Origin of the sequence: Halomonas sp. PAMB 3232, from assembly GCF_031954225.1 — a bacterium.
In the GTDB taxonomy this organism is placed as follows: Bacteria; Pseudomonadota; Gammaproteobacteria; order Pseudomonadales; family Halomonadaceae; genus Vreelandella.
The window spans coordinates 2,630,150-2,656,226 of record NZ_CP134865.1; the positions used below are offsets into that span (position 1 = coordinate 2,630,150).

Below are 26,077 nucleotides of genomic sequence, written 5' to 3' on the forward strand. Positions count from 1 at the left end.
ATCAGTAGCCGCCGGGCTGACCGACACCCACGCCGCCGTTACCGACCTCTGGCTGACCAAGGCCCTGCGGGGAGCCGCCCTGCTGATAGCCGCCCTGCGGAGAGACGCCCTGCTGATAACCGCCCGGGCCGTAGCCACCGCCGTACCCGCCACCATAGCCACCGCCGTATCCACCGGGCTGGCGACGCGCGGGGGCGTACTCGGCCGCGGAGTAGGTCGTGGAGGAGGAAGAGGAAGAGGATTCACGCCGCGGCGGGGCGCCGATATCCATCGCGCTCTCATAACGGTCGCCGTCGCTGGTTTCCGGCAGCGTGAAATTAACGTCTTCGCCGGTCAGCCAGCCGTTGACCTCTTCGAGCGCCGCCACGTCCAGAAGCCCGGACTGCTGGCGCAGCGAGAGCAGGTTGATGACGTAGTCATAGCGTGACTCGGCGTAGTTGGCGATCGCGTTGTAAAGATTCTGCTCGGCGTTGAGCACGTCGACGATGTTACGCGTGCCCACCTCGTAGCCGGCCTGAGTCGCTTCCAGCGCGCTTCGGGTGGAAACGATCGCCTGCTGGCGCGCGTCGACGGTTTCGACGTTGTTGCTCACCTGCGTGTAGAGCGAGCGCACCTGTTGAATCGTGGCGCGGCGCTGGGATTCGAAATCGTACTGGCTGCTTTCGAGCTGGAAGGTGTTCTGGCGAATGTTGGCGCTGGTGCTACCGCCGGTGTAGAGCGGCACGCTCGCCGACACGCCCACCTGGCCCGAGGCGTCGTGGCCGCTCAGGTAGTCGATATCGGAATCGGCGTACTGGTAGTTGGCGAAGGCCGACAGCGTCGGCAACCGCCCGGCGCGGGCGACCTCGACGCCGGCGCGGGACACCTCGATACCGGCGCGCTGGGCCAGCACCTCGGGGTTTCGCTCGAGCGCCTGGTCGACCCAGTAGTCACGCTCGCTGGGGGCGGGCAGGCCAATGGGCATGTCGCCCAGGGATTCGATATTGGCGTAGCGACGCCCGGTGAGTCGCTCCAGCGCCTCAAAAGCGACCTGCAGGTTGCTCTCGGCGGTGATCCGCTCGGCGCGGGCCTGGTCGAAGCTCGAACGCGCCTCTTCCACTTCGGTAATGGCGATCAGGCCGACCTCGAACTGCTCACTGGACTGCTCGAGCTGACGGCCGATCGCCCGCTCCTGGGCACGCCGGGCTTCGAGCACCTCATAGGCGCGAAGAATATCGAAATAGGCCGTCACGACGTCGATCAGAAGCTGCTGCTCGGTCGCCGCCAGCAGGTAAACCTGCTGGTCGATCTGACGCTCGGCCTGGTCGACCTGACGCGCCGTCGCGGCGTTAAAAAGTGCCTGGGTGGCCTCGAGCGACAGCGACAGCGAGTTGTAGCTATCCTCATCGCCACGTCCGCCGCCGATCGCAGCACCTGCGCCACCGTCGGTGGGCGCGCCGGTCTCAAAACCACCCGCTGATTGGCTTTCGAACTGGCGATTGTGGGTTGCGTTACCCGAGGCGTTCACCTGAGGCAAAAGCTCGCCGCCCACGACATCGCGCGCTGCCTCGACACCGGAAAATTCGGAACGGGCGGAGGCGAGCTCGGCGTTGTTGTTGAGCGCATCGCGGGTAATGGTGATCAAGTCTGCCGCCTGAACGGGCAGCGCGATCGAGCTTGTCAGCACGGCTAACATTAAAGGGCGAAGGGGGGCATTGACTGCCCAGTGTGCCAGTCGCATGGGAGTGCCTCTAGGTGTCAACGTGGGATAGTGCGCCACACAATGGGGGTGTGAAAGGGTGGCATTATAGTTACATTCATGTATGTATGCTAGCCTTGAAGTTCGGCCAAAACTGTGTCCGGCCAGAGGTCAAGTCTAACGCAACTTACTTTAGTCGAACGTGCAAAAAGTGCGCATGTCTCGTGCCCGTTTTTAGCCCGCTCGCTCCACTCAGGCGCGCGAGCGCTCCAGCGCTTTCATACAGCGCTCTACCCCGCCAAGGTACATGTCGCCAAACAGCAGCACGTGATTGAGCAGCGGATAGAGCTGGAAAAGCGCTTCGCGACGGGGCCAGTCCTGCGGGGCGAAGCCGTTCCAGTAGGCATCGAAAAACGCCGCACCGGGCTCGCCAAACAGCGTCAGCATGGCAATATCCACTTCGGGATAGTGGCGATACACCGCGGGGTCGATCAGCGCGGGGCCTTTCGCGGTATAGAGCACGTTACCCGCCCACAGATCGCCGTGCACCAGACACGGCGAGGCGTCCGGCAGCCACTGTTCGAGCGTATGCGCCTGAGTTTCGACACGCGCATAAAGTTCAGGTGTGATGAGGCGCTGATCGAGACAGGCGCGAGCGAGCGCCAACAGGCGGCGCTCGCGCTGAAAGGCCCGGCCGTCGCTCATGGGCGCGTTGGGTTGGGGAGTGCGTCCGCAGGCGTTGTCGTGTAGCCAGCCGTGCTCACTGCCGATCACGCCGTGAAGCTCGCGAAGCCCTTCGCCGAGTTGGATGTCGCCCTGGGTGGAGCGGGGAACGGTGTGCAGCGCCTCGATCACCAGCCACTCGCCGGCCTGGCCCAGGACCTCGGGGATGATCAGCGAGCTGCCCGCCCCTTTCAGCGCGCGAAGCCCTTCGGCTTCGCCGCGCAGGCGCGCCGGGTCGTCCTGCTTGATCACCACCGCGCCCTCGGCGGTGTCGAGCTCGAATACCGCGGCGATATCGCCGCCGCTCAAGGGCGTCAAGGCGCCGCGGGGCGAAAGCTGCAGCACGCTTAGAATCTCGAGTAGCTCGGCGTTCATGGCGCTCTCCCCGTGGTCGATGGCGGCCTCAACCGAGAAATGGATCGAGGGATGGGTCGTGTGGTGCCAAAACCCTACAGGGATAAGCGTATATCAGGCAATGCCGTGGCGCTCGTTCAGCGCCTGGCGATAGCGCTGATAGACGTGGCGGTAGGCGTCGACGCGCTCGGGGTCGGGGTCGGCAAGCGAGGCCGCGTCCAGATGCACCAGCCGCTGACAAAGCGCCTCGAGTGTGGTGCCCTGCGACTGCTGCTCGCACCAAACCGCCTGCAGGGCAGCGCCGAGCGCGGCGGCGTCGGTGATCTCCGGGCACACCACTTCGGTACCGGTGATGTCCGCCACCATCTGGCGCCACACCGGGCTTTTGGCGCCGCCGCCGCTCAGGCGAATCTGACTCGCCCCGGCGGTGAGATCGCCCAACAGATCCAACCCGTAGCGAAGGCCGAAGGTCGCCCCTTCGACCACTGCGCGGCACAGGTTGGCCTGGGTCATGTTCATACTCGTAAGCCCTAAAAAATCGCCTGAGGCGTTGGGCAGCATCGGCACCCGCTCGCCGTTGAAAAATGGAAGGCAGGTCACGCCGTCGGCGCCGATCGAAGCCCTTGCCACCCGCTCGCCAAAGGCGTCGAGATCGAGCCCAAAAAGCTCGCGCACGCGAGTCGTGGCGGAGGTGACGTTCATGGTGCAGATCAGCGGCAGCCAGCCGCCGTGGCTGGCGCAGAAGTTGGCCACCATGGCGTTATCGCTTTCGACCGGCTCGGGCGAGTAGGCGCACACCGTGCCGGAGGTGCCCAGGCTCAGCGTGACGATTCCGCGGGCGATGTTGCCGGTGCCGATGGCGCCGAGCATGTTGTCGCCGCCGCCGCTCGAGACCACCACCCCATCACTCAAACCAAGCTCAGCAGCGATACGCGGGCGCACCACACCTGCAGGCTCACAAGGCGTTAAAAGGCGCGGCAGCACCTGGGCCGGATCGAGTTCCGGGGCGATCTGGCCAAACACCTCGGTTTGCCAAACGCGGGCGCGGGTATCGAAATAGCCGGTGCCCGAGGCGTCGCCGGCCTCGGTGACCCGCTCGCCGGTGAGCCAGAAGTTGAGGTAGTCGTGGGGCAGCAGGATCGTGGCGATGCGCCGGTAGGCGTCCGGATGATGGCGCTTGAGCCAGGCGAGCTTGGAGGCGGTATAGCCGGTTTGCAGCACCAGGCCGAGCTTCTCCAGACACCCCGCCTCGCCGCCCAAACGCTCGACCAGCATGGTGTTCTCGCTGCTTGTCTCGGTATCACACCATAGCTTGGCCGGGTAGACCGGCACCCCATCGGCGTCCAGCGCCACCATGCCGTGCTGCTGGCCGGAGACGCCGATCGCGCGCACCGCGCGGGCGTTGACCCCGGCGCGCTCGATGGCATCAAAAAACGCGCCTCTGAAGGCAGCGAGCCACTCGGCGGGGGCCTGCTCGCGGCGCCCGTTCGGCCCTTCTTCCAGCCGGTGGGCGCGGCTGGCTTCACCGAGAATGCCCCCTTTTTCGACATCCAGCACCACCACCTTGGTGCTTTGGGTGCCGCAATCCACACCGATGTACATCACGAGCTTCCTTTAGAGGCGAGCAGTGCTTGAAGCGTAGCGCGCGCGCCGCGTTCGTGCAGCAGTGAAAGCGCCTTGAGATACGCCGCCATGAAGCGCGGGCTGTCGGCCAGATCGCCAAAGAGCTCGCGGTTGTCGACGAACGCCTCGGGCCGGGTACGGTTGTCGCGGGCGATCGCCATCAGCGGCTCGCGCAGCGCGTCGACCACCTCGATTGGCTCGCCCTGCTCGTCCACGCCCTCGGCGTAGCGCGCCCAGCTGGCCACGACCGCCGCGCTCATTGCCATGTCGCCATCGTGGGCAAGCTGGTGGCGAATCACCGGCACCAGCCACTTGGGGATACGATCCGAGCTTTCGGCACAAAGCCGTGCCAGGGTGTCCCTGATTTCCGGGTTGGCGAAGCGCTCGATCAGCGTGCGCTGGTAGGCGTTTAGATCGATACCCGGCACCGGCGCCAGCGTCGGCGCGCCCTCCTCTTTCATGTAACGGCGCAAAAACTCGACGAACAGCGGGTCCTGGCACACCTGGTGGGCGTAGCGGTAGCCCGCCAGATAGCCAAAATAGGTCAGCGCCTGATGGCTCGCGTTCAAAAGCCGCAGCTTCATCAGCTCGAACGGCTCGACGTCGTCGACCAGCTGCACGCCGGCCGCCTCGAAAGGCGGGCGGCCCGGCGGGAAGTGATCCTCCAGCACCCACTGAGTAAAGGGCTCGCACACCACCGGCCAGCCGTCCTCGACGTCGAAGCGGCGGGCAAGCTCGTCGATATCGTCGGCCACGGTGACCGGCGTAATGCGATCGACCATCGAATTGGGAAAGGCGACGTTATTCTCGAGCCACTCGCCGAGTTCGCGCTCGCGCGCCGCCGCAAACGCCGAAAACATGCGCCGGGCCACGTCGCCGTTGCCCTGAATGTTGTCGCAGGACATCACCGTGAACGGAGAAAGCCCTCGCGCGCGGCGGCGCACCAGCGCCTCGACCACCAGCCCAAAGGTGCTGGCCGGGCGCTCGGGGTCGCTTAGATCGCGCTTTATGAGCGGGTTGTCCAGATTGAAAGCGCCGCTGACCGGGTGAACATTGTAGCCGCCCTCGGTCACGGTGAGCGACACGATCCGGATAGCCGGGTCCGCCATGGCCTCGATCACCGCGTCCACATCGTCCGGGGCGAAAAGGTAATCGACCATGCTACCAATCACGCGGGGCTCAAACGTGCCGTCGGGGTGCTTCACCACTAGCGTATAGAGGTGATCCTGGCGTGAAAGCACCTCCTGCATGCGCTTGTCGCCAGGCATCACGCCCACCCCCATAATCCCCCAGTCGAGCGCTTCGCCCTGGTTCATGAGCGTGTCGAGATACATCGCCTGGTGGGCGCGGTGAAAGCCGCCCACGCCGATATGCACGATGCCGGCGCTCACGGCGCGGCGATCATAAGTCGGCACGGTAACCGCGGCGTCAAGCGCGGTCAGCGCCTGTTGAGTGAGCCTAACCATGGCAGTCTCCTGAAAAAAGGGGGCGGGACGACAAGCGCCGGGAGCGCCTACAAAGAGGAGTTGACGGTCATCGCGCCGGTGCTCCAGGACGCGACGAGCGCGTCGAGCTCATCAAAGCGCGCCATCACCCGCCAAGCGCCGGCGTCGCGTAGCCGCTCGGCCTGGCGCTCGTCCAGGTGGCTGGCCCCGACGAAACCGACCACGGTCAGCCCGGCGGCAACGGCGGCACGCACGCCGGCCACGCTATCCTCCACCGCCAGGCACGCCTGAGGTGGTAGCTCGAGTTTTCTTGCCGCCAGCAGGTAAAGGTCCGGCGCGGGCTTGGGGTTTGCCACCTGCTCGGCGGTCACGATCAGCGCCCCATCGAGCACCCTATCGAGCCCCGTGGCGGCAAGCGAGGCCTCGACCCGGCGGCGGTGACTGTTGGAAACCACGGCGGTGACGTGAAGGCACGCTGTGATCGCCTCACTCGCGCCTTCGATGGCGCGCAGTTCACGGCTTAAACGAGCCTCGATGGCCGCATCCACCTGGTCGACGGCATTATCTGGCAGCGTATGGCGGCTCAGCGTCTGCAGGTGGGCGATGATGTTAGCGGTGGTCATGCCGAGCGCCTGATTCAGCTCGGCGGCGACGTCCACGTCCGGCAGCCACGCTTGAAGATGCGTTTGCAGGGTATGCTCGGCGAGAATTTCGCTGTCCACCAGCACCCCGTCGCAGTCGAAGATAACGGCCCTCATGGCGCCGCCTCCTCGCTTTGGGTACCGGCCTCGGCGCGGTTGTCCTGGCGTGTGAGCGCGGCCAGCGGGTGCGCTTCCAGGCTTTCGAGCGCAACTCCTTTTGGGTCGAACAGGTGCGCTCGGCGCGCGTCGAAGCCGAAACGCACCGTGTCATTCACGCGGTAGGCAACGTCGCCGTCGGCCATGATCGTCAGAAGCTGGCCCTCCATCTCGACGTAAAGCGAGGTTTGCCCGCCCAGGCGCTCCAGCACCTGAATGCGCCCGCCGAGCGTACCGGCCGCCTCAATCGAAAGGTGCTCCGGGCGCACCCCAAGCTCGAGCGTAGCGCCGGGCGCGACGCCTTCGCCGTTGACCGGTACTCGGCAGGCAGCGCCGCCGGGCAGCGTCACCTCGACACCGTCCGCGCCGGCGGACACCACCGTCACCGCGAAGAAGTTCATCTTCGGCGAGCCGATGAACCCCGCCACGAAGCGGTTTCGCGGGTGATGATAAAGCGCCATGGGCGAGCCCACCTGCTCGACCACGCCGTCGTGAAGCACGACGATCTTGTCCGCCATGGTCATCGCCTCGATCTGGTCGTGGGTGACGTAGATCATCGTGGCGTCGAGTTCTTCGTGGAGCCTGGCGAGCTCGATGCGCATCTGCACTCTGAGCGCGGCGTCCAGGTTCGACAGCGGCTCGTCGAACAAAAAGATGCTGGGGTTTCGAACGATCGCCCGGCCGATGGCGACCCGCTGGCGCTGGCCGCCGGAGAGCGCTCGGGGCTTTCGATCAAGAAGCGGTTCGAGCTGCAGGATCTTCGCTGCCTCGAGCACCCGGGCGCGGCGCTGCGCCTTGGGCACCCCGGCCAGACGCATGGAGAAGCCCATGTTGTCCGCCACGCTCATGTGCGGGTAGAGCGCATAGCTTTGAAACACCATGGCCAGGCCCCGGTCGGCGGGGCCGATATCGTTCATGCGCTCGCCATCGATCAGGATATCGCCGCTGGTGGCGCTTTCGAGCCCGGCGATCATGCGCATCAGGGTAGATTTGCCGCAGCCGGAGGGGCCGACGAACACCACGAACTCGCGGTCCTCGACGTCAAGGTTGACCCCCTTGATGACCTCGGTGTCGCCAAAGCGTTTGACGATGTTGTGGAGGGCAAGCGTTGCCATGAAAAACTCCTTACTTGACGGCGCCGAAGGTCAGGCCACGGACCATCTGTTTTTGGGTCATCCAGCCAAGGATCAGAATCGGCGCGATCGCCATGGTCGAGGCCGCCGAGAGCTTGGCCCAGAAAAGCCCTTCGGGGCTTGAAAACGAAGCGATGTAGGCGGTCAAGGGAGCGGCCTTGGACGAGGTCAGATTGAGGCTCCAGAACGCCTCGTTCCAGCTCAGAATGACCGACAATAGCCCCGTGGAGGCGATGCCGGGCAGCGTCAGCGGCAAGAGCAGATACACCACCTCCTGAAGCGTGGAGGCGCCGTCCATCCGCCCGGCTTCGAGGATGTCCCGCGGCATGTCCTTGAAGAAGGTGTAGAGCATCCAGACCACGATGGGCAGGTTCATCAGGGTGTAGACGAGAATCAGCCCGGTGCGCGTGTCCAGAAGCCCGACGTCGCGAAAGATCAGGTAGATCGGCACCAGCACGCCGACCGGCGGCAGCATCTTGGTCGAGAGCATCCACAGTAGCGTGCCCTTGGTACGCCGGGTGGGCAAAAACGCCATGGCGTAGGCCGAGGGAATGGCGATCAAAAGCGCCAGCGCAGTAGAGCCGAAGGCGACCGCGACGCTGTTGAGCGCAAAGCGCGCGTAGCCCGAGCGCGCCTGCACCGCCTGGTAGCTTTCGAGCGTGGGCGAGAAAATGAAGCTTGGGTCGGCGATCGCCGCGGTTTCGGTCTTGAAGCCGGTGAGCACCATCCAGAGGATGGGAAAGAAGATCACCAGCGCGACCGCCCAGGCCAGCAACGCAAGCAACAGCCGCTTGAAACGACCCGAGCCGCCGGGGGCGGTGTAGGAATTGGGCGTACTCATGAATAATCGCTCATGTCAGTCATCCAGGTTCTCAGTCATCCAGGCTCTCAGTCATCCAGGTTCTTGGCGACCATGCGCACCAGAAAGATCGCCACGATATTGGCCAGAATGATGGCGACTACCCCGCCGGCGGAGGCGATGCCGACATCGAAATCCAGCAGCGCCCGGATATAGATCAGGTACGCCAGATTGGTGGTGGCAAGCCCGGGCCCGCCGGAGGTGGTGACGAAAATCTCGGCGAAGATCGTGAGCAAAAAGATCATCTCGATCATGATCACCACGCTGATCGCCCGCTTGAGGTGTGGCAGCGTGATGTAGAAAAAGATCGCCACCGGCCCCGCGCCGTCCATGCGTGCCGCCTCGACCTGGTCCTCGTCCAGCGACTGGAGCGCGGTGAGCAGAATCAACAGCGCAAAGGGCAGCCACTGCCAGGCGACGATGATGATGATCGAGGTCAATGGGAGCGACGAGAACCAGTCGATCGCTGGCAGGCCGAACTGACTGGAAAGCCAGGCCAGCACCCCGCTCGTGGGGTGCATCATCATGTTCTTCCACACCAAGGCGCTTACCGTGGGCATGACGAAAAACGGCGAAATCGCCAATACCCGGGCCACGCCCCGGCCCAAAAACGGCTGCTGGAAAAGCACCGCCAAAAGCGTGCCGCCGACCACGGTAATAGCGAGCACCCAGCCCACCAGCAAAAGCGTGGTGCCCATGGCGGACCACAGCGCCGGGTCGGTGAGCAGGTACTCGTAGTTTTCGAACCCGGCGAAGCCGGTCATCCCCGGCATCAAAAGGTTGTAGCGCTGGAAAGAGAACCAGACGGTCATCCCCAGCGGTATCAGCATCCATAAAAGCAGCAGCGTGACGGCGGGCGCCTGGAGCGACAGCGTCCTGAACCCGCCGACCCTGCGGCCCGATGCACGTGTTCTGGTCATAACAAACCCTGCCCGCAAACGTGGAAACGAAAAGGCGCCCGCGGTGGCGGGCGCCTGAGGGTCAGTCGTAGTAGCCGGCGCGCTGCATGGTGCGCTCGGTGGCGCGCTGGGCGCTATCGAGAGCCTGCTCGACGCTGGTGTCGCCGGTGAGCGCGGCGGCGATGCTCTGGCCGACCTGAGTGCCGATCGACTGGAACTCGGGGATGTTGACGATCTGCACCCCGGTATAGGGGTTGGGCTCGAGGGTCGAGTCGGTGGGGTCGGCGTCCTGAATCGCCTGCAGCACGAAGTCGGCAAACGGCGCCGCGTCCTGGTACTGCGCGTTGGCGTAGGTCGACGCGCGGGTGCCCGGCGGCACGCTGGTCCAGCCCTCGGTCTCACCGACCAGCTCGATGTACGCTTTCGAGGTCGCCCAGGTGATGAACTCCTTGGCGGCGTCCTTTTTCTCCGAGGAGGCCGGGATCGCCAGTGCCCAGGTCCAGAGCCAGTGCGAGCCCTTGGGCGTTTCGGCCACCGGCGCCGGCGCAAAGCCCAGGTTGTCGGCCACGCTCGACTCGTCCGGGTCGTAAAGCTTGCCGGCGGCGGAGGTGGCGTCGACCCACATGGCGCAGTTGCCGCGGGCAAAAAGCGCCAGGTTCTCGTTGAAGCCGTTGGAGCTCGCCCCGGGCGGCCCGTAATTACCCAACAGATCGACATAGAATTCGATGGCGTTCTGCCAGGGCTCGGAAGTGAGCTCGGGCTGCCACTGCTCGTCGAACCAGCGCCCGCCGTAGGTGTTGACCAGGGTGGTCACGAACGCCATGTTCTCGCCCCAGCCGGGCTTGCCGCGCAGGCAGATCCCCGCCAGCCCCTCTTCGCTGCCGTGCAGCTGCTCTGCCCAGTCGCGCACCTGATCCCAGGTGGGCTGATCCGGCATCTCGATGCCGGCCTGCTCGAACAGATCCTTGCGGAAATACATCATCGAGCTTTCGGCGTAGAACGGCAGCGCGAACGGCGTGCCGTTCAAGCTCAGGCCGTCGCGCACCGAGCCCAGCAGATCATCGATGTCGTAGTCACTCGGCAGGTCGTCCAGCGGGGCCAGCCACTCGCGCTCGGCCCAGATCGGTGCCTCATAAGCGCCGATGGTCATGACGTCGAACTGGCCACCGCCGGTGGCGATATCGGTGGTCATGCGCTGGCGCAGCACGTTCTCCTCGAGCACCACCCAGTCCAGCGTGATGTCCGGGTGCTCGCTTTCGAACGCGTCGGTCAAACTCTGCATGATGACCATGTCGTTGTTGTTAACGGTGGCCACGGTGATTTCGGTTTGAGCCTGGGCCTGACCCGCCAGCGCGATACCGGCGGCCAGCGCGCAAAGCGGCCAATGAGGGGCGAAACGCATACGGCACTCCTTGAACGGATAGTGTCTTGTTATGGTGCTGATGTTTTTGATCATTGTTCGAACAAATGATCGTCTTTAACGCAAAAAAAAGCAAAGCCCGCGGGCTAAGACTTTACGCTAACACCGCCAGTTGAGCGCCACGCCCGCCAAGACAAGGGCTCACGGCGCCTCGAGCACGTAGCGCGCAGCGGCTTCGTCGGTGATCAGCCCCTTGAGCCAGCCGCCGCGCAGCGCGGCCAGAATCGCCGGCCCCTTGTCGCGCCCGCCAGCGATCGCCACCATCGTCTGCTGGGAAAACGCCGCGAGTGGAAGGCTGGTGACACGCCGGGTGATCGAGCACTCGATCAGCTCGCCCTGCTGGTTGAGCGGCCAGCCCAGAAGCTCGCCCACCGCCTCGAGCGCCAACAGCTCGTCGAGCTCGGCCTGGCTGATAAAGTGATCCTGATAAAGGGTTGCCTGGCCATCGATGCGCCCCACCCCGATGAATGCCGCTTTGGCGGCCGCCGCGACCTCGCCGATCGCCTTGAACAGGCGCTGGTCGAGCAGCGCGCGCTTCTCCTCGATGGACTGCGCCACCACCGGCGCCGGCAGCAAGAAGCGCTCGCCGCCGGTCTTGTCCGCCAGCGCCATCACCGCATCGAACCGGTTGGCCGAGCCGTCCCGGGCGACGTTGCCAATCAGCGATACGAAGCGGTGCTGGGTGCGCTCGATACGCCCCAGCGCCTCGACGGTGGCGCGCACCGAACGCCCGGCGCCCAGCGCCAGCGTCAAGGGTTCGCTCTGCTCCACGAAATGGGCAAGGCGCCGGGCACCGGCCACCGCCAGATAAAACGCCGCGCTTTCCGGGGCGCCGGTCTGAGCCGGCACCACGTCGCAGTAGCCAAGCCCGAAGCGCTCGCCAAGCGCCCGGCCCAGCGCCATGCACGACGAAATGGGGTGATCGATCTGCACCTTGATCAGCCCCTCCTGGCGGGCCAGGGAGAGCAGGCGCTGCACGCCCGGGCGCGAGACCCCCAGCTGAGCGGCGATGTCGTCCTGGGTCAGCCCACCGACGTAGGAGAGCCAGGCCGCTCGGGCAGCCTGGTCCAGCTTGACCTCGAATTTATCCATGGCGTGGCCTGGTCATCATCGTGAAAACGCCTATAAAAACCGATCGACTGCGAACCCGCGCCAGAGCCTTGTCGGCACTAATCCGCGACCATGGGTGTACGTCCGACTTTTAGAGCAATCGTTCACACCGGCGAAACCGTTATTAGCCGAGCGCCTCAGGCGCTGCCGAAATAGCGCTCGCGATCTTCCGGGGTGATGGTGCTCATGTGTAGCGGGAAGCGGCCGCTTTCGCGGTCCTCGAAGAAGTGCTTGAGCGTGCGCTCGATAGTGGGAAAGGCAAGCTCGCTCCAGGGGATGTCCTGCTCGGCGAACAGCGCCACCTCGAGGCTCTCTTCGCCGGCGCCGAATTCGCCTTCGAGCTCGGCCAGAAAGATCATGTAGACCTGGTTGATATGGGGCAGGTCGATGAGCGTGTAGAGACTTTCGATCTCGACCTCGGCCTTGGCCTCTTCCCGGGTTTCGCGAAGGCCGGCCTCGCGGGTGGTTTCGGCGTTCTCCATGTAGCCGGCGGGTAGCGTCCAGTAGCCCTTGCGCGGAGAGATCGCGCGCTTGCACAACAGCACCTTGTCGCCCTTGACCGGCAGCGTGCCCGCCACGATACGCGGGTTCTGGTAGTGGATCGTGCCGCAGGCGTCGCACAGGTAGCGCGGGCGGTCGTCGCCTTCGGGCACGGCAAAGCGGACTTTTTCACCGCACTGGCTACAAAAATTCATGTTGGCATCTCAACTGCTGATAAGGTGTGGCGATCGACCCGGTGCCGACTGCCCTTTCGAGCGCACATTCGACGGAAACGCCATGTTAGAGAAACTACGTAAAGAGCTGCAACACTATCGACCAAAAGAGTTGAGCCGCGCCAAACTTTTACAGGCGGCGGTACTGCTGCCGATCGTCGACCGTCCCGAGCCTACGCTTTTGTTCACGCGCCGCGCGCGCCATCTCTCGACCCACAGCGGGCAGGTAGCTTTTCCCGGCGGCAAGCGCGAACCCGGCGACCGGGATCTCTATCACACGGCACTGCGCGAAGCCGAAGAGGAGATCGCTTTGGCGCCCGATCAGGTAGAGCGTATCGGCCAGCTTTCCGACGTCATTTCGCTGCACGGGCTCTGCGTGACGCCTTGGGTCGGCATCATCGCACCGGATCTCGACTTGAAAGCCGACCCCAATGAGCTCGACGCCATTTTCGAAGTGCCCTTGAGCCACTTCCTGGACGATAAAAGAACCTACACCGATGTCATCGACGTGGACGGCGTTGCCCACTACGTACCGAGCTACCAGATCGACGATCACGTCATCTGGGGGCTTTCTGCGATGATGCTGGTCGAGCTTCTGGCCAAGGGCTTCGGCATGGAGATCGACCTCTATCAGCGCCCGGCTGGCACGCTCAAACACCACCCGCCCCGCACTCAGCGCACGCCTAAAAAAGCCGATATCGACGTCGCCCCACAACGCCGGAGCAGATCATGACGCACGCCCACCTTTCCCCCGTCGAGGCGTTTGACTCGCGCGCCGAAGGCGAGCTGATCGATGCACTGGTCGAACAGGGCTGGTACGTAGGCAAGGGGGTGATCGACGCGGGTCTTTGTCAATCTCTGGAGCAGGAGCTTTTCCGGCTCAAGGACGCCCAGGCGCTCGAGGAAGCGGGGATCGGCCGTGGGCGCGAGCACCATCTTCGCAAGGACATTCGCGGCGACGCCATCCACTGGCTGAACCGGGAAAGCGAAGCGCAGCGCGTGTACCTAAGCGCCATGCAGCGCCTGCAGGTCGCCCTCAACCAGACGCTATTTTTGGGGCTCTTCGAGTACGAGGCGCACTTCGCTCACTACCCGACCGGCGCCTTCTACAAGCGCCATTTGGACAGCTTTCGCGGCCGCGCCAACCGGGTGGTCTCGACGGTGGGTTACCTGACGCCAGAGTGGCCCAGTGACGGCGGCGGCGAAATGGTGATTTTCGACCCCCGGGAGTCGGAGCGCGAAGTGGCACGCGTAATACCCGAAGCTGGCACCTTCGCCTGCTTTCTCTCCGATACCATCCCTCACGAGGTGCTGCCCACTCGCTACCCAAGAAGCAGTATCGCTGGCTGGTTCCGGCGCAACGCCTCGACAGGCGGCGTGCTCGACCCGGCGCGTTAATCTGAATTAAAAAAACAGTTCAAGCGACTGTAAAAAAATTGAATAAAGGCTTTTTAGAAAAATCAGCGTGTATAGTTATTGCAAAGCCATTCACAGCGTCTACCTTGAGAAGTGTCCGCGCAGTAAAGCGCACGACAGGATCAACGAGCTACCCCCGTAGTTTCAAGCCTGATCGCACGACACGCCCTATATGCCTTTGGGCACGCAGGGCGTAAAGCAAGAAGCGGTATTACTACCAGGAAAATAGCCAGCTGTCTTTTGAAGACACTTTCGATCGAGTTTTTAGAGGCTGTGGCTATTCAAGGTTGAGGTATCGGGTTAACGCCCATGCCTTACTACGAACGCAAGGAGCAATCGCAATGAAAATGATCAAACCCGCTTTTCTCGGCACGCTGATGGTACCGGCCTTCATGTTCGCTGCAGGCGCCAACGCCCAGTCCGACAACGCCGCCGAGCCGAACGCGCAGTCCGACAACTCAGCGACCATGCAGCACTCCAACGACATGGACGCCACCTACCTGACGTCTGCGCCGCAAAACAGCTTCCACGCTGATGCACTGACGGGTAACGCGGTACTCAGCGCCGTTGAAGAAGACGAAGAGATCGGCACTATCAACGATCTGATCATTGATATGGATGGCCAAATCCAAGCGGTCGTAGTGGGTGTCGGCGGATTCCTCGGCATGGGCGAAAAAGACGTCGCCATCGAGTGGGATTCTCTGGACCTGACCATGGACGAAGACAACGATGACTACGTGATTCGTGTCAACGCCACCCAGGAAGCGCTCGAAGAAGCCGAAGGCTACGAGCGTGATGGCAACACCGAAGAGATGAACAATGACGGCATGAACAACGATACCGGCATGGAAAACGATGCCGATATGGACGACGAAGAAATGGACGCCAATAGCTAATTCCATTAGGTCCACGCTAAAAGCCCCGGCTTAGGTCGGGGCTTTTTTATGGGTATAAAATGAAGTAAGACCTATCGCCCGCCCTTTCAGGGTGGCACTTGCTCAACAGCGGCCACTATTTTTTCCATTAAAAAGGCGCTGTCGAAGACAGCGCCTTTAATCGGACTCAAACTAACCCATCAACGGCTTAGCCTTTGAGTTTGGCGTTCATGGTCACTTCGGCTTTCAGCACCTTGGAGACCGGGCAGTTGGCCTTGGCGGTTTCCGCCGCTTCCTGGAACGCGGCGTCGTCGGCACCGCTGACGGTGGCTTCGACGTCCAAATGAATTTTAGAGATATCGAAGCCTTGATCGCTTTGTGACAGCGTAACTGTCGCTTGGGTGTCGATGGCGTCGGCGGTATAACCCTTGTCGCCCAGAATCATTGAAAGCGCCATCGAGAAGCAGCCCGCGTGTGCGGCGCCGATCAGCTCTTCCGGGTTGGTGCCCTTCTCACCTTCGAAACGCTGCTTGAAGGAGTAGCCGGCATCCACCGCGCCGCTTTCGGTCGCGATTTTGCCCTTGCCATCTTTTAAGCCACCTTCCCAATGCGCATTCGCTTTACTATCCATGGAACACTCCTGTTGCCATCAATTGCCTGGTTACTCAAAAGGGCCGGGAAACCATCCCGTTATCCCATCTCCAAGCGTAGCCTACTTTAAGCGAGATTGCCGATAAGCGGCTTTCTCACAACGTAAAACGCCATACTTTAAAAGGCTACCGCGAGTAAAACCGCACGCCCTCTCGGTGTTCTCGTACTTTCGTCTCTTTCATGCGCGTAACGGCGCTGGCGCAGCCGCTGCCCCCACACGAATCGTCGTTTCGCCGCGCTGGTCGAGCGTGGCGTTTTGTCCAAAGTAGCCGCCCTTGAGCGCGGGCTGCGTCTTGAGCTTGACCAGCGTGGCCAGAGGCTCGGCGGCGGTGGGGATGACACCCAGGCGTTGGTCCACGGTAATGATGGTGCAGCGCTTACAGGGTTTTCGAAACGTTAGCCGCGCCGCGCCGTCGATGTCGAGCGCCTGCCAGCCGTTTTCCGCCCAGGCCTCAAAGCCGTCGAGTACGATGTTGGGGCGAAAGCGCGCCATTGGCACCGCGGCCTGACCACGGGCCTCGAGCGCTTCGTTGAGTGCGGCGAGCGAGCAGGTGGTGGTCACCAGATACGGATAGCCGTCGGCGAAGTGAGTATCGGCGACGTCGCCGTCCATATAGTCGGCTTCAACATGTCGGGTGAAGCCCTGGGCAAAACGCACCAAACAAAGCCCCTGGGCCTGCTCGCCCAGCGCCGCCACCAGCCAGCGCGACACCTCTTCACGCTCGGCAATGGCCTTGCAGTGATCCTGCCACACCGTGACCAGACGAATTTTGCCCGCGGGCTCCTCGAGCGGTATCTCGATCTCGCCGGCATTGGGGTGTGAAAGCACCAGCGCCTGGTCGGTCAGCGCCACCTTGATGCTTGCAAGCGCAGGGAGCTGACGCTGAGTCACGAAGCGCTGGGCGGAATCGACCCACATCCAGCGACGGTCCCAGGCCAGCCCCTGGGGCGTGGCCACCGCCTCGTCAAGATCGATTCCCTGCAGGGATTTTACCGGATAGATAGTCAGCTGCTGGATCTTCACATTGGCGCTCCGTGGCGATGTCGAGTCGCTACTCTAGCGAACTCCAAAGGCGCCCACCAGCGCGTCAAAGCGTCTCGCCCAACTCGATGCGATAGCCCAGATCGAGCACCCGGTGGGCGTCACTGTCACTGTTTCCGTCACTGCTTCCATTTTTGTCGCTGTCGATATCGATGCGCTCCAGCAGCGTTTTCGCCGCCGCCTCGCCGATCATTCGGCGCGGGGTGATGACGCTGGCAAGCCTGGGCGTCATCGCCTGGCCAACATCGTGGCCGTGAAAACCTGCCAGCGCCATCGTCTGCGGCACGCGCACGCCCAAACGCAGGCACTCGTAGTAGGCGCCGATGGCGACATCGTCGTTGGTGCAGAAAAGCCCGTCGGCGTTCGGATAGTCGCGCAGCACCGTCTGCATCAGCGACGCCCCGACGCTGTAGGAGGAGCGCTCGGCGCTTTCAAGCGTGACCGGCTCGAGCCCGTGGCGGGCCATGGCGCGGGCGTAGCCCTGCTCACGCTGGCGGGTGCGCTCATCCAGACGAACGGCAAGATAAACGATGCACCGGCGACCGCGTGCAATCATGGCGCTGACCATGTCGTCGGCGGCCTGAACGTTGTCGTAGCCCACCGCCTGGTGCAGCGGCGGACGGTGGGTGTCCATGATTTCGACGATGGGAATACCCGCGGTTTCCAGCATGCGCAGGCTGCGCGGCGAGTGCTCGTGATCCGACAAAATCACGCCGTCGACGTTGTAGGACAAAAGCGAGGCGAGGCTTCGCTCCTCGAGCGCCGGACTGTAGCCGTAGTGCGAGAGCATCAAATGAAAGCCCGCCGGCTCGGTATGAGTCTCGATGCCGAGGATGACGTCGGCGAAGACCTGGTTGGTCAGCGAAGGGACGAGCACACCGATGGAACGGCTCTTTGCGCGTGAAAGAAGCTCCGGAGCGCGATTGGGAATGTAGCCCACCTGCTCGGCGGCGCTGAAGATACGCTCGCGTAGGCCTTCGGAAACCGTTTGCGGGTCGCGCAGACAGCGGCTGACGGTCATTTTCGTCGCACCGACGCGCTCGGCGATGTCCTGCAGAGTGGGGCGTTTTTTCTTCACAAGTCGCGGGCCTTTGATCGAACGCGCAGGGCCTACTCACAGGTCGGCGCAAAACGCCCAGTGTATCAGCGCTTGCCGAGCAGGCGCGTGGTGAAGCGCTCGGCAATGAGTTCGGGTGTGAGCGTAATCGAAAGCGCTTGCGCCTCCTGCTCGTCGGGCGCCTCCAACGCCTCGAGCTGGCTCGCCAGCATCGCCTCACCCTTGAAGAAGTGATCTTCGCGAGTGGTTAGGCGCTCCTTCAAAAGCGCGTGCTCGCCTTCGAGATACAAAATTTCGAGCGCCGGGTCGCCGGTTCGCAGGCAGTCGCGATAGCGCTTTTTGAGCCCGGAGCAGGCGATCACCACGGTTTTGTCCTCGCGGCGATACGTATCGAACAAACCGGCCAGGGTTTCCAGCCACCCCTGGCGGTCGCCGTCGTCGAGCGGCGTGCCGCTGGCCATTTTAGCCACGTTGGCGGGCGGGTGGTAGTCGTCGCCGTCGATGAACTCGGCATCAAGCCTGGCGGCGAGGCGCTGGCCCACCAGGGATTTTCCACAGCCGGAAACGCCCATGACCAGAATACGGTGGGAAGTGGCGGTCATTCGTTTTCGTCTCCCAGAGGTACGCGGCGCTCGACCGTTTTTTTGAAAAAGAGAAAGTAACACACCGGCTGTGCGCTCGATCGACGGCACCTTGTTACCGGTAACAATGTAGCGCAAAAGGCTAACCAGCCCCCGGCGGCGTGTCAAAGCAAAACGCCCTTGCTTCGACTAACGTCCAACAATAGCGATATGGGCAAAGAGGTACTACATTACCTCCAGCTTATGGGTTCCAACGATCTACCCTCGTCTTTTGCTCACGAAAAGGAGATGTCATGTCTATCGAAAAAATCGCTTACCGCGCTGAAGCCCACGTTAGCGGCGGCCGCGAAGGCCACGCCAAATCCTCTGACGGCGCGCTGGATGTCGATCTCAGCACGCCCAAAGAGCTCGGCGGCGCCGGCGGCAGCGGCACCAACCCGGAGCAGCTCTTCGCCGCCGGCTATGCGGCGTGCTTTCTCGGCGCGCTCAAGCACGTCGCCAGCCAGGAGAAGGTGAAGCTGCCCTCGGATGCGAACATCGACGCGTTGGTGGGCATTGGCGCCGTCGAGGTCGGCTTTGCCATCGAAGTCGAGCTCAAGGTGAGCCTGCCCGGCATGGACAAGCCCGCCGCTCAGTCGCTGGTCGAGAAAGCGCACACCGTCTGCCCCTACTCCAACGCCACTCGCGGCAACATCGACGTTACCCTGACCGTCGTTTAAGGCTTGGCGGCGTCTTCCAGCGACCAGGCCACCGCCTTCGCCGCGTGCAGGGCGGTGGTATCGAAAAGCACGACGCGGGTGTGTCGCTGCTCTACCAGCAGCGCGATTTCGGTACACCCCAGAATCACCGCCTCGGCGCCCCGGGTCTGCAGACCTTCGATGATGTCGAGATAGCGCGCTCGCGACGCTTGCTTGATCTCGCCACGGCAAAGCTCCTCGAAGATGATCCGGTGAACGCTTTCGCGCTCCTGGTCCGTGGGAATGACGACGTCGATGCCGTAGCGCTCCTTGAGCCGCGCCTTGTAGAAATCCTGCTCCATGGTAAAGCGCGTACCCAACAGCCCAACCCGCTTGATGCCGTCTTTCTGGCACTGCTCGGCGGTGGCGTCGGCAATGTGTAAAAGCGGAATGCCGATGGCCGCCTCGATCGCGGGCGCCACCTTGTGCATGGTGTTGGTGGCCAGCACCAGACAGCCCGCGCCGGCGTGCTCCAAACGTTTTGCCGCCTGGGCTAAATACTCGCCGGCCGTGTGCCAGTCACCGGCGCGCTGCAGCGCCTCGATCTCGGCGAAATCGACGCTCTCCATGATGATTGAAGCCGAATGAAAGCCGCCCAGCGCCTCATTGACGCCTTCGTTCAACGCCTGGTAGTAGCTTTGCGTGGACTCCCAGCTCATGCCGCCCAGCACCCCGATTGTTCGCATTCGCCTCTCCTGTCGTGATGTTCTGTCGTGACGTTCTTTTGTGAAATTCTATCGCGCAGCTCTATCTTGCAGCCCTGTCGTTCATTCGTTTGTTTGCGTAAAAACTAATACAACATACACCCTTGCAGACGGGTGTCACTAGCCCCATTGATGACCAGAGGCTACGTTACAAGGGTCGGGTTTCAAGCGCCCATCACCTCGATGCGCCACCCTATCGATAGGCCACTATTGAGCGACAAGGAGCAGTGACGATGAGTGATAGCTACACGCCGCCCCGCGTATGGGAGTGGGAGGCCGGTAACGGCGGCAAGTTCGCGAACATTAACCGCCCAACGGCGGGCGCGCGGGAAGAGAAGCCGCTGCCGGTGGGCAAACACCCGCTTCAGCTCTATTCGCTGGCCACGCCCAACGGCATCAAGGTCACGATCATGCTCGAGGAGCTTTTGGAAAAAGGCATCGAGCAGGCGGAGTACGATGCCTACCTGATCGACATCGGCGAAGGCGACCAGTTCGGCAGCGGCTTCGTCGAGATCAACCCGAACTCCAAGATCCCGGCGATGATGGACCACAGCGCCAATCCGCCCCAGCGGATCTTCGAATCCGGTTCGATTCTTCTTTACCTGGCCGAGAAGTTCGACGCCTTCTTGCCGCATGAGCCTGCCAAACGTACCGAAACGCTCTCCTGGCTTTTCTGGCAGATGGGCAGCGCGCCGATGCTCGGGGGCGGCTTCGGCCACTTCTACGCCTACGCGCCGGAAAGCTACCAGTACCCGATCGATCGTTACACCATGGAAGTGAAGCGCCAGCTCGATGTACTCGATAAACACCTGGCCGAGAACCGCTACATGGCCGGCGACGAGTACACCATCGCCGACATAGCGATCTTCCCCTGGTACGGGGCGCTGGTGAAAAACCGCGTTTACGAGGCGGCGGAGTTTTTGCAGGCGCACACCTACGAGAACGTGATGCGCTGGGCCGATGAGATCGACGCGCGCCCGGCCGTCAAACGCGGGCGCATGGTCAACAACGTCAAGGGCGACGAAAGCGAGCAGCTCAGAGAGCGCCACGACGCCAGCGATTTCGAACACAAGACCCAGGACAAGCAGTGACGTCTGATGGTGTTCAAACGCAAAACGGCCCCTTTCGGGGCCGTTGTCATTGGCGGGTACCGTCAGGCGTCAACGTCTGATCACAGGCGGCGCACGTCCTCGAGACTCGAGCGCTTTTGCGCAGGTGTTTGAGTGACTACGCTGAGCGAGCCGTCGGTTTCGAGCACCACCGCAGACACGTCGGCCACGCTCGAAAGTCCGCTTGCGCGTACCGCCGAGTGCACCTCGTCTTCGGTGACGCGCGCCCGGTAGAGCGCTTGTTTCAGAAACTCACCTTCGTATAAAAGCATCAAGGGCTCGCCGGTGACGGCGCGTTTGACCCAGCCGACCCGCACACTCAGCCACGTAATCAGGTACTGAAGCGCGATCAAAAGCGCCAGTGCCAGCGTACCTTCGGCCAGCGCCACGTCTTTTGAAAGCAGCACCGTCGCCAGCGTCGAGCCCAGCGCCACCGTAACGATCATGTCGAAGGCGTTCATCTTGGAGAGCGTGCGGTTGCCGGAGAGACGCAAGAACGCAATCAGCACGACATAAGCGAGCACTCCGACCACCAGCGTGCGTACCAGGCTTTCCCAGCCACTAAAGAACATCATATCCATCGGTAATCGCCGCTTTTTGATCCATGGACATTGAGTGTAGTCACTCAGGGCAAGGAGCCAAGGCGGATGATGCCAATCGCGTCAGGTCGGGTCGCCGTGGCGCTTTTGATACTCACGCCACCACTCGGCGTAGGAGCTGTTTTCCGGAGCGCGCTCGTTTTCGTCCGGCGCGCCGTCGTCCCACCACACCGGGCCGCGCTCGCCAAGCGCGACCTTCGCCTTTTGCACCTCGCTTCTGGCTTTTTTGAGCGCCTCGTCGTCGTTCTGATCCTTGGCGGTCTTGACCGCGCGGCGCGCCTTCATCAACGCGTTGACGTGAGTTTGCTCTTCGTCGTCGTCAAGCGCTGGATTGGTGGCGCGCCAGAGTCGGTTTTTAGCCACGAAGTAACGGCCATCGGGGGTGTGGGGAAACGGCGCTTTCGCCATGAAGCGATCCTCTCGGAATGTAAACACTCCAAGGATAGATCGCCTCGGTGATTTAGAAACGTTTGGTCAGGGTAATCGAGCCGATGGCGTCGTGGCTTTGCTGGCCGTCGAACTCGCGCGAGCGCGCCAGCATGGCGTAGTTGACCTGCCAATCGTTCCAGCCAAGCGCCAGCCCCGCGGAGGCGTCGCCTACCCACTCCTTACGATCCACCGAATGGCTCGACGAAAAAACGTTGCCGTCCAGCGTCAGATTGTGCGCCATGTAGTAGCCGTCGACGCTGGCAAACAGGTACCACTGCCACCCGCGGGTCGCGTCGAACTGCCCGCGATTGCCCGGGTTGGGCGTCAGCGTCGGTACGCCGCTGGCGTCGTCGCCCCAGCGTACGCTGTAACCGGCGCTGGCGTAGGTGTAGAGATTACCCAGCGCCGCGCCCACGCTCGGCCCGTGGGCGAACTGCTTGCCGGCCAGGGGCGTATCGACCCACCACTGGCGGCGCAGGGTAAGGTTCAAAAGCGGCTCGTCACTTAGCTGGTTATCCCACCCGCGCGGGCGGTCGCTGCCGGTGACGTGGTGAACTTCGCGCTGAATGCTGTCGGCCAGCGACGACGGCCCCACCAGCCCCACGTCCAAATGTAGATCCGTCGATCGCGTGATGTTCGATGTCATCGGCGCGTCTTCATAAAGCGACACGCCGCCGAACACGAGCCCGGCGTAGGGGCGATCGCTTTCGATCAACTGCGGCTGTTGAATATCGTTCGGGGTGTAGATTTGATGCACCAAACGAAACGCTGCCTGGTCGGCCTCGCCGATGATCGGCTCGGGTAGCGCGGCCGCCAGGCGCTGTGTCCAGCTATCAGGTGACGGCGCATAGCCGTAGTTGAGCTCGAACCCACTGGTGAAGTGGCCATCGTCGGCGCTTGCCAAGCCGTCGTTTTCGATCTTGAACGTAAAACGGCTATCGTCTGCCAACGCCAGTGGCGACGTCAGCGCCAGTGTGATGGACAAGATCAGCGGGTTCCGCCTTGCGGCAGAAGGAATGCGCATGTCTCTTTCCTTGGAGATTCGGGGATCGGGTAAGCATAGTCGTGATGAGCGCCTTGAGAAAAATGCCTCACGCTGAGCAAATTCGCTTATAAAAGTCGCTTATAAACGTGTTTGATTGTATGTAATCAAACAAGCGTTCGGCAAGCGACTCGAACAATCCTCAAGGCCTGTCAGACCCTCTCCCGACGTCGAACGCGTGGATCGGTTTTTTAGCGCTCGCGCACGAGCCATTGCGGGGTGATTTCGTGCTGGCCGCGATCGTCGGTCACGTAAAGCGCGCCGTCGCTGATCATGACCGCCCAATTGATCGCTCGCGGCAACTCTGTCGCTATCTGCGCCAGCGCCTGCTCCGGCAAACTCGCTACGTGCAAATTCTTCAGCGACGACACGCCGGGCAGCACCTTCGCTTCCCACTGCTCCGTGCGCCCGTAAGCGAGCAGCGATACTCGCTCGGCGCGCCGCGAGCACCAGGTCAAGCGCTCGGCGTCGGGCTGACCCACCTCGATCCAGTGCAGCACGCGCCCGTCCAGGCTTTTCTCCCAAAGTGCCGGCTCGTCGACATCCGATAGCCCCCGGCCAAAGCCCAGCGCCTCGCCGTACCAGAGAACAAACGCCAGCAGCCGCGCGCAGAGCCGCTCCTCGGTCTCGGAGGGGTGGCGGGCCACGGTGAAACGCAGCGTTTCATACACGTTGCGATCCAGATCGGTCAGATTCAGATCCACTTTATAGGGGGTCGCGCTTAGAGCCATCGGTCGTATCCAGAGTCGTTTGGCGGTCAGTGTAACGGATTCGCTGCCGCGGGTCTTAAACGAAGGTCGAGTGTCTGCGGGACGTGGCGATGATCTACCATGCGTATGCCTCGATGTTACCGATAACATTACGCTTGATCGTCCCACTTTAGACCCCGGAGCCTGCTTATGGACGGATGGACACAAACGATGTCGGCAGGCCCCTTGCTGGGCATTGCTACCGCTGCCGTGCTGCTACTGCTGCTGCTGATCATCAGATTCAAGGTGCACGCCTTTCTCGCCCTGATTTCGGTCAGCTTTTTGACCGCGCTGGTCACCGGCATTCCTTATGACGCCATCGTGCCGACGCTGGTGCAGAGCTTTGGCGGCACACTCGGCGCCGTGGCGCTGCTGGTGGGTCTTGGCGCCATGCTTGGCAAGCTCGTCGAGCACTCCGGCGGCGCACGCGTGCTGGCGGATCGCATGATTACCCTGTTCGGCGAGCAGCGCGCGCCGCTTGCCCTTGGCGTCGCCTCGCTGCTGATGGGCTTTCCGATCTTTTTCGACGCCGGTTTGATCGTCATGCTGCCGATCATCTTCGCCGTGGGCCGCCGGCTTGGCGGGCCGATTCTCTTGTATGCCATGCCCGCCGCCGCGGCGTTTTCGGTCATGCACGTGTTTTTGCCACCCCACCCGGGGCCGGTCACCGCTGCCGAACTGTATGACGCCAACCTCGGGCTTTTGATGCTCACCGGCGTCGTCATCGCCTTTCCGCTCTGGTGGATTTCCGGCTACATGTGGGGCCAGTTCGTCGCCAAACGCCACCCATTTCCACTCGACAAGGCGCTGTTTGGTGAAGTGAAGGACGATGAGGTCACCCACCCGCCAGCGGTCGGTACGGTGATCTTCATGCTCCTACTGCCGCTTTTGCTCATATTCATGAATACGGGGCTGGACTTTCTGCGCTCGCTGGGCGCGGTGGACAGCGACCAGGGGTGGTTTCAGCTGATGCGGGCGCTTGGCAGCACGCCGGTGGCGCTGTTGATTTCCGCGCTGGTCGCCATGCTGGTGCTGGGCCGGCGTCGCGGGGTCGAGGGCAACGCGCTGGAGAAAGTGCTGGACTCCTCGCTCGGCCCGATCTGCTCGGTGGTATTGATCACCGGCGCTGGCGGCATGTTCGGCGGCGTGCTGCGCGCCTCCGGCATTGGCGATGCGCTCTCCGATTCGCTGGGCGATCTGGGCTTTTCCGTCATCGTGGCGGCTTACCTGATCGCGGTCATCCTGCGCCTGGCCCAGGGCTCGGCGACCGTGGCACTGGTGACCGCAGCCGGCCTCATGGCCCCGGCCGTTGCCGGCGCCGACTTCAGCGCCATGCAGATCGTGGCGATCACGCTGGCCACTGCCGCGGGTTCGGTCTTCGCCGGCCACGTCAACGACTCGGGCTTCTGGCTCGTCGGCCGGCTTCTGGGTATGGACGTCAAGACCACGCTCAAGACCTGGACGGTACAGCAGGCACTCGAGTCTTTGGTCGGCTTCGTCTTCGCTTATGTGATCTTCGTCCTTTTCTAGTCAAACCGCATGTCCAGGAAAACCGCATGAACCCGACACTTTTCGACATTCAGGATAAACTCGCACTGGTGACCGGCTCCTCCCGGGGGCTGGGTAACGCCCTGGCGCGGGGCCTTGCCCAGCAGGGAGCACGCGTCGTTCTGCACGGCCGTGAGCAGGCTCAGGTCGAGCGTCAGGCGCAGGCGCTGGCCGAGGAAACCGGCGCCAACGTCGAGGCCGTGAGTTTCGATGTCACCCATGCTAGAGCCGCCAAAGAGGCGCTCGAGGCGCTGGTCGAGCGCTGCGGCGCACCGGACATTCTGGTCAATAACGCCGGCCTGCAGCGCCGGGCGCCGTTCAACGAATTCGCGCCCAACGACTGGGATGCGCTGGTCGCGACCAACCTGTCGAGCGTGTTTTACGTCTCTCAAGTCGTCACTCGCGCCATGAGCGAGCGCGGCTCGGGCAAGGTCGTGAATATCGGCTCGGTACAGTCGAAGCTCGCCCGGGAAACCATTGCGCCCTACTCCGCGACCAAGGGCGGCGTGGCCCTGCTGACGCAGGGAATGGCGGCGGATCTCACGCGCTTCAACATCCAGGTCAACTGTATTTCGCCTGGCTACTTCAAGACCGAGATGAACACCGCGCTATGGCAAGACCCGGACTTCAACGCCTGGGTGGAAAAGCGCACGCCGGCACAGCGCTGGGGGCATTTCGACGAGCTGGTCGGCACGCTGATCTATTTGTGCTCCGGGGCGTCGAGTTTTGTCTCGGGACAGAACATTTTCGTCGATGGCGGTATGACGTCGGTCGTTTGACGGCC

27 protein-coding genes are annotated in these 26,077 nt (G+C 62.8%); 7 read left to right on the plus strand and 20 right to left on the minus strand.

Annotation, left to right across the window (positions count from 1 at the left end; translation table 11 throughout):
* Position 1: 1 nt before the first annotated feature.
* From RN346_RS12060 to RN346_RS12110, 11 genes are all read right to left on the minus strand, one after another.
* Positions 2 to 1,675: a TolC family outer membrane protein gene (locus tag RN346_RS12060; RefSeq protein WP_409335803.1), complete on the minus strand. Its 1,674-nt coding sequence runs from the start codon at positions 1,673 to 1,675 to the stop codon at positions 2 to 4.
* A gap of 255 nt (positions 1,676 to 1,930) precedes the next feature.
* A complete protein-coding gene (locus tag RN346_RS12065) occupies positions 1,931 to 2,776 on the minus strand; it encodes a fructosamine kinase family protein (RefSeq protein WP_263586583.1) in 846 nt (281 codons plus the stop codon).
* Positions 2,777 to 2,869: 93 nt separating this feature from the next.
* Positions 2,870 to 4,357 (minus strand): xylulokinase, encoded by a 1,488-nt coding sequence (xylB, locus tag RN346_RS12070; RefSeq protein ID WP_311961237.1) that lies wholly within the window; start codon positions 4,355 to 4,357, stop codon positions 2,870 to 2,872.
* Positions 4,357 to 5,844 carry a mannitol dehydrogenase family protein gene (locus RN346_RS12075; RefSeq protein WP_311961238.1) on the minus strand — a complete coding sequence of 496 codons (1,488 nt, stop codon included), beginning with the start codon at positions 5,842 to 5,844 and terminating at the stop codon, positions 4,357 to 4,359. The genes xylB and RN346_RS12075 overlap by 1 nt, the downstream gene beginning before the upstream one ends.
* Before the next feature lie 47 nt (positions 5,845 to 5,891).
* On the minus strand, positions 5,892 to 6,581 hold the full coding sequence (locus tag RN346_RS12080; protein WP_311961239.1) for an HAD family phosphatase: 690 nt from the start codon (positions 6,579 to 6,581) through the stop codon (positions 5,892 to 5,894).
* Positions 6,578 to 7,735 (minus strand): sn-glycerol-3-phosphate ABC transporter ATP-binding protein UgpC, encoded by a 1,158-nt coding sequence (locus RN346_RS12085; protein WP_311958370.1) that lies wholly within the window; start codon positions 7,733 to 7,735, stop codon positions 6,578 to 6,580. Before RN346_RS12085 ends, RN346_RS12080 begins: the two co-directional genes overlap by 4 nt.
* A gap of 10 nt (positions 7,736 to 7,745) precedes the next feature.
* Positions 7,746 to 8,594, minus strand: coding sequence for a carbohydrate ABC transporter permease (locus RN346_RS12090; protein ID WP_263586578.1), 849 nt, complete (start codon positions 8,592 to 8,594; stop codon positions 7,746 to 7,748).
* Between the two features lie 47 nt (positions 8,595 to 8,641).
* Complete coding sequence (locus RN346_RS12095) at positions 8,642 to 9,532, minus strand: sugar ABC transporter permease (RefSeq protein WP_311961240.1); 891 nt, start codon at positions 9,530 to 9,532, stop codon at positions 8,642 to 8,644.
* Positions 9,533 to 9,593: 61 nt separating this feature from the next.
* Positions 9,594 to 10,913 (minus strand): sugar ABC transporter substrate-binding protein, encoded by a 1,320-nt coding sequence (locus RN346_RS12100; protein WP_263586576.1) that lies wholly within the window; start codon positions 10,911 to 10,913, stop codon positions 9,594 to 9,596.
* Between the two features lie 159 nt (positions 10,914 to 11,072).
* The gene (locus RN346_RS12105; RefSeq protein WP_311961241.1) at positions 11,073 to 12,023 is read right to left on the minus strand and encodes a sugar-binding transcriptional regulator; all 951 of its coding nucleotides are present in this window, start codon (positions 12,021 to 12,023) and stop codon (positions 11,073 to 11,075) included.
* Positions 12,024 to 12,178: 155 nt separating this feature from the next.
* Positions 12,179 to 12,736, minus strand: a complete 558-nt coding sequence (locus RN346_RS12110) for an NUDIX hydrolase (RefSeq protein WP_311958371.1) — start codon at positions 12,734 to 12,736, stop codon at positions 12,179 to 12,181.
* Positions 12,737 to 12,818: 82 nt separating this feature from the next.
* Here RN346_RS12110 and RN346_RS12115 point away from each other — a divergent pair, with 82 nt between their 5' ends.
* The 3 genes from RN346_RS12115 to RN346_RS12125 all read left to right on the plus strand — a co-directional run bounded on the left by RN346_RS12115 (position 12,819) and on the right by RN346_RS12125 (position 15,066).
* Positions 12,819 to 13,487: a CoA pyrophosphatase gene (locus RN346_RS12115; protein WP_263586573.1), complete on the plus strand. Its 669-nt coding sequence runs from the start codon at positions 12,819 to 12,821 to the stop codon at positions 13,485 to 13,487.
* Positions 13,484 to 14,152, plus strand: a complete 669-nt coding sequence (locus tag RN346_RS12120) for a 2OG-Fe(II) oxygenase (protein ID WP_263586572.1) — start codon at positions 13,484 to 13,486, stop codon at positions 14,150 to 14,152. The genes RN346_RS12115 and RN346_RS12120 overlap by 4 nt, the downstream gene beginning before the upstream one ends.
* A gap of 359 nt (positions 14,153 to 14,511) precedes the next feature.
* On the plus strand, positions 14,512 to 15,066 hold the full coding sequence (locus tag RN346_RS12125; protein WP_311961242.1) for a PRC-barrel domain-containing protein: 555 nt from the start codon (positions 14,512 to 14,514) through the stop codon (positions 15,064 to 15,066).
* A gap of 187 nt (positions 15,067 to 15,253) precedes the next feature.
* Here the strand turns inward: RN346_RS12125 and RN346_RS12130 are convergent, their stop codons facing one another.
* The 4 genes from RN346_RS12130 to RN346_RS12145 all read right to left on the minus strand — a co-directional run bounded on the left by RN346_RS12130 (position 15,254) and on the right by RN346_RS12145 (position 18,397).
* Complete coding sequence (locus tag RN346_RS12130; protein ID WP_252106637.1) at positions 15,254 to 15,676, minus strand: OsmC family protein; 423 nt, start codon at positions 15,674 to 15,676, stop codon at positions 15,254 to 15,256.
* 198 nt (positions 15,677 to 15,874) lie between these two features.
* Positions 15,875 to 16,720, minus strand: a complete 846-nt coding sequence (locus RN346_RS12135; RefSeq protein ID WP_311961243.1) for an MOSC N-terminal beta barrel domain-containing protein — start codon at positions 16,718 to 16,720, stop codon at positions 15,875 to 15,877.
* A 64-nt stretch (positions 16,721 to 16,784) separates the two neighbouring features.
* Positions 16,785 to 17,816, minus strand: coding sequence for a substrate-binding domain-containing protein (locus tag RN346_RS12140; protein WP_311958374.1), 1,032 nt, complete (start codon positions 17,814 to 17,816; stop codon positions 16,785 to 16,787).
* Between the two features lie 65 nt (positions 17,817 to 17,881).
* The gene (locus RN346_RS12145) at positions 17,882 to 18,397 is read right to left on the minus strand and encodes a gluconokinase (RefSeq protein ID WP_263586567.1); all 516 of its coding nucleotides are present in this window, start codon (positions 18,395 to 18,397) and stop codon (positions 17,882 to 17,884) included.
* Between the two features lie 272 nt (positions 18,398 to 18,669).
* Here RN346_RS12145 and RN346_RS12150 point away from each other — a divergent pair, with 272 nt between their 5' ends.
* Positions 18,670 to 19,095 (plus strand): organic hydroperoxide resistance protein, encoded by a 426-nt coding sequence (locus RN346_RS12150; RefSeq protein ID WP_311958375.1) that lies wholly within the window; start codon positions 18,670 to 18,672, stop codon positions 19,093 to 19,095.
* Here the strand turns inward: RN346_RS12150 and RN346_RS12155 are convergent.
* Positions 19,092 to 19,799: an aspartate/glutamate racemase family protein gene (locus RN346_RS12155; RefSeq protein ID WP_311958376.1), complete on the minus strand. Its 708-nt coding sequence runs from the start codon at positions 19,797 to 19,799 to the stop codon at positions 19,092 to 19,094. The two genes, RN346_RS12150 and RN346_RS12155, sit on opposite strands and share 4 nt — an antisense overlap.
* Before the next feature lie 251 nt (positions 19,800 to 20,050).
* On the opposite strand from RN346_RS12155, the gene yghU reads away from it, so the two are divergent.
* On the plus strand, positions 20,051 to 20,908 hold the full coding sequence (gene yghU, locus RN346_RS12160; RefSeq protein WP_311961244.1) for a glutathione-dependent disulfide-bond oxidoreductase: 858 nt from the start codon (positions 20,051 to 20,053) through the stop codon (positions 20,906 to 20,908).
* Positions 20,909 to 20,988: 80 nt separating this feature from the next.
* Here yghU and RN346_RS12165 read toward each other — a convergent pair whose 3' ends face one another.
* The 4 genes from RN346_RS12165 to RN346_RS12180 all read right to left on the minus strand — a co-directional run bounded on the left by RN346_RS12165 (position 20,989) and on the right by RN346_RS12180 (position 23,727).
* Complete coding sequence (locus tag RN346_RS12165) at positions 20,989 to 21,507, minus strand: DUF421 domain-containing protein (RefSeq protein ID WP_263586563.1); 519 nt, start codon at positions 21,505 to 21,507, stop codon at positions 20,989 to 20,991.
* A gap of 81 nt (positions 21,508 to 21,588) precedes the next feature.
* Complete coding sequence (locus RN346_RS12170; protein ID WP_311958377.1) at positions 21,589 to 21,933, minus strand: hypothetical protein; 345 nt, start codon at positions 21,931 to 21,933, stop codon at positions 21,589 to 21,591.
* A gap of 52 nt (positions 21,934 to 21,985) precedes the next feature.
* Positions 21,986 to 22,978: a lipid A deacylase LpxR family protein gene (locus tag RN346_RS12175; RefSeq protein WP_311958378.1), complete on the minus strand. Its 993-nt coding sequence runs from the start codon at positions 22,976 to 22,978 to the stop codon at positions 21,986 to 21,988.
* A 209-nt stretch (positions 22,979 to 23,187) separates the two neighbouring features.
* Positions 23,188 to 23,727, minus strand: a complete 540-nt coding sequence (locus RN346_RS12180) for a YaeQ family protein (RefSeq protein WP_263586560.1) — start codon at positions 23,725 to 23,727, stop codon at positions 23,188 to 23,190.
* A 168-nt stretch (positions 23,728 to 23,895) separates the two neighbouring features.
* On the opposite strand from RN346_RS12180, the gene RN346_RS12185 reads away from it, so the two are divergent.
* Positions 23,896 to 25,275, plus strand: a complete 1,380-nt coding sequence (locus RN346_RS12185; protein ID WP_263586559.1) for a GntP family permease — start codon at positions 23,896 to 23,898, stop codon at positions 25,273 to 25,275.
* 26 nt (positions 25,276 to 25,301) lie between these two features.
* A complete protein-coding gene (locus RN346_RS12190) occupies positions 25,302 to 26,072 on the plus strand; it encodes a glucose 1-dehydrogenase (protein ID WP_311961245.1) in 771 nt (256 codons plus the stop codon).
* The last annotated feature ends 5 nt before the right edge of the window (positions 26,073 to 26,077 follow it).

Bases quoted from the DNA above. Each gene is read 5' to 3' on its own strand.
- RN346_RS12060 (WP_409335803.1), bottom strand. From the start codon at position 1,675: ATGTTAGCCGTGCTGACAAGCTCGATCGCGCTGCCCGTTCAGGCGGCA.
- RN346_RS12065 (WP_263586583.1), bottom strand. From the start codon at position 2,776: ATGAACGCCGAGCTACTCGAGATTCTAAGCGTGCTGCAGCTTTCGCCC.
- xylB (WP_311961237.1), bottom strand. From the start codon at position 4,357: ATGTACATCGGTGTGGATTGCGGCACCCAAAGCACCAAGGTGGTGGTG.
- RN346_RS12075 (WP_311961238.1), bottom strand. From the start codon at position 5,844: ATGGTTAGGCTCACTCAACAGGCGCTGACCGCGCTTGACGCCGCGGTT.
- RN346_RS12080 (WP_311961239.1), bottom strand. From the start codon at position 6,581: ATGAGGGCCGTTATCTTCGACTGCGACGGGGTGCTGGTGGACAGCGAA.
- RN346_RS12085 (WP_311958370.1), bottom strand. From the start codon at position 7,735: ATGGCAACGCTTGCCCTCCACAACATCGTCAAACGCTTTGGCGACACC.
- RN346_RS12090 (WP_263586578.1), bottom strand. From the start codon at position 8,594: ATGAGTACGCCCAATTCCTACACCGCCCCCGGCGGCTCGGGTCGTTTC.
- RN346_RS12095 (WP_311961240.1), bottom strand. From the start codon at position 9,532: ATGACCAGAACACGTGCATCGGGCCGCAGGGTCGGCGGGTTCAGGACG.
- RN346_RS12100 (WP_263586576.1), bottom strand. From the start codon at position 10,913: ATGCGTTTCGCCCCTCATTGGCCGCTTTGCGCGCTGGCCGCCGGTATC.
- RN346_RS12105 (WP_311961241.1), bottom strand. From the start codon at position 12,023: ATGGATAAATTCGAGGTCAAGCTGGACCAGGCTGCCCGAGCGGCCTGG.
- RN346_RS12110 (WP_311958371.1), bottom strand. From the start codon at position 12,736: ATGAATTTTTGTAGCCAGTGCGGTGAAAAAGTCCGCTTTGCCGTGCCC.
- RN346_RS12115 (WP_263586573.1), top strand. From the start codon at position 12,819: ATGTTAGAGAAACTACGTAAAGAGCTGCAACACTATCGACCAAAAGAG.
- RN346_RS12120 (WP_263586572.1), top strand. From the start codon at position 13,484: ATGACGCACGCCCACCTTTCCCCCGTCGAGGCGTTTGACTCGCGCGCC.
- RN346_RS12125 (WP_311961242.1), top strand. From the start codon at position 14,512: ATGAAAATGATCAAACCCGCTTTTCTCGGCACGCTGATGGTACCGGCC.
- RN346_RS12130 (WP_252106637.1), bottom strand. From the start codon at position 15,676: ATGGATAGTAAAGCGAATGCGCATTGGGAAGGTGGCTTAAAAGATGGC.
- RN346_RS12145 (WP_263586567.1), bottom strand. From the start codon at position 18,397: ATGACCGCCACTTCCCACCGTATTCTGGTCATGGGCGTTTCCGGCTGT.
- RN346_RS12150 (WP_311958375.1), top strand. From the start codon at position 18,670: ATGTCTATCGAAAAAATCGCTTACCGCGCTGAAGCCCACGTTAGCGGC.
- RN346_RS12155 (WP_311958376.1), bottom strand. From the start codon at position 19,799: ATGCGAACAATCGGGGTGCTGGGCGGCATGAGCTGGGAGTCCACGCAA.
- yghU (WP_311961244.1), top strand. From the start codon at position 20,051: ATGAGTGATAGCTACACGCCGCCCCGCGTATGGGAGTGGGAGGCCGGT.
- RN346_RS12165 (WP_263586563.1), bottom strand. From the start codon at position 21,507: ATGGATATGATGTTCTTTAGTGGCTGGGAAAGCCTGGTACGCACGCTG.
- RN346_RS12170 (WP_311958377.1), bottom strand. From the start codon at position 21,933: ATGGCGAAAGCGCCGTTTCCCCACACCCCCGATGGCCGTTACTTCGTG.
- RN346_RS12175 (WP_311958378.1), bottom strand. From the start codon at position 22,978: ATGCGCATTCCTTCTGCCGCAAGGCGGAACCCGCTGATCTTGTCCATC.
- RN346_RS12180 (WP_263586560.1), bottom strand. From the start codon at position 23,727: ATGGCTCTAAGCGCGACCCCCTATAAAGTGGATCTGAATCTGACCGAT.
- RN346_RS12185 (WP_263586559.1), top strand. From the start codon at position 23,896: ATGGACGGATGGACACAAACGATGTCGGCAGGCCCCTTGCTGGGCATT.
- RN346_RS12190 (WP_311961245.1), top strand. From the start codon at position 25,302: ATGAACCCGACACTTTTCGACATTCAGGATAAACTCGCACTGGTGACC.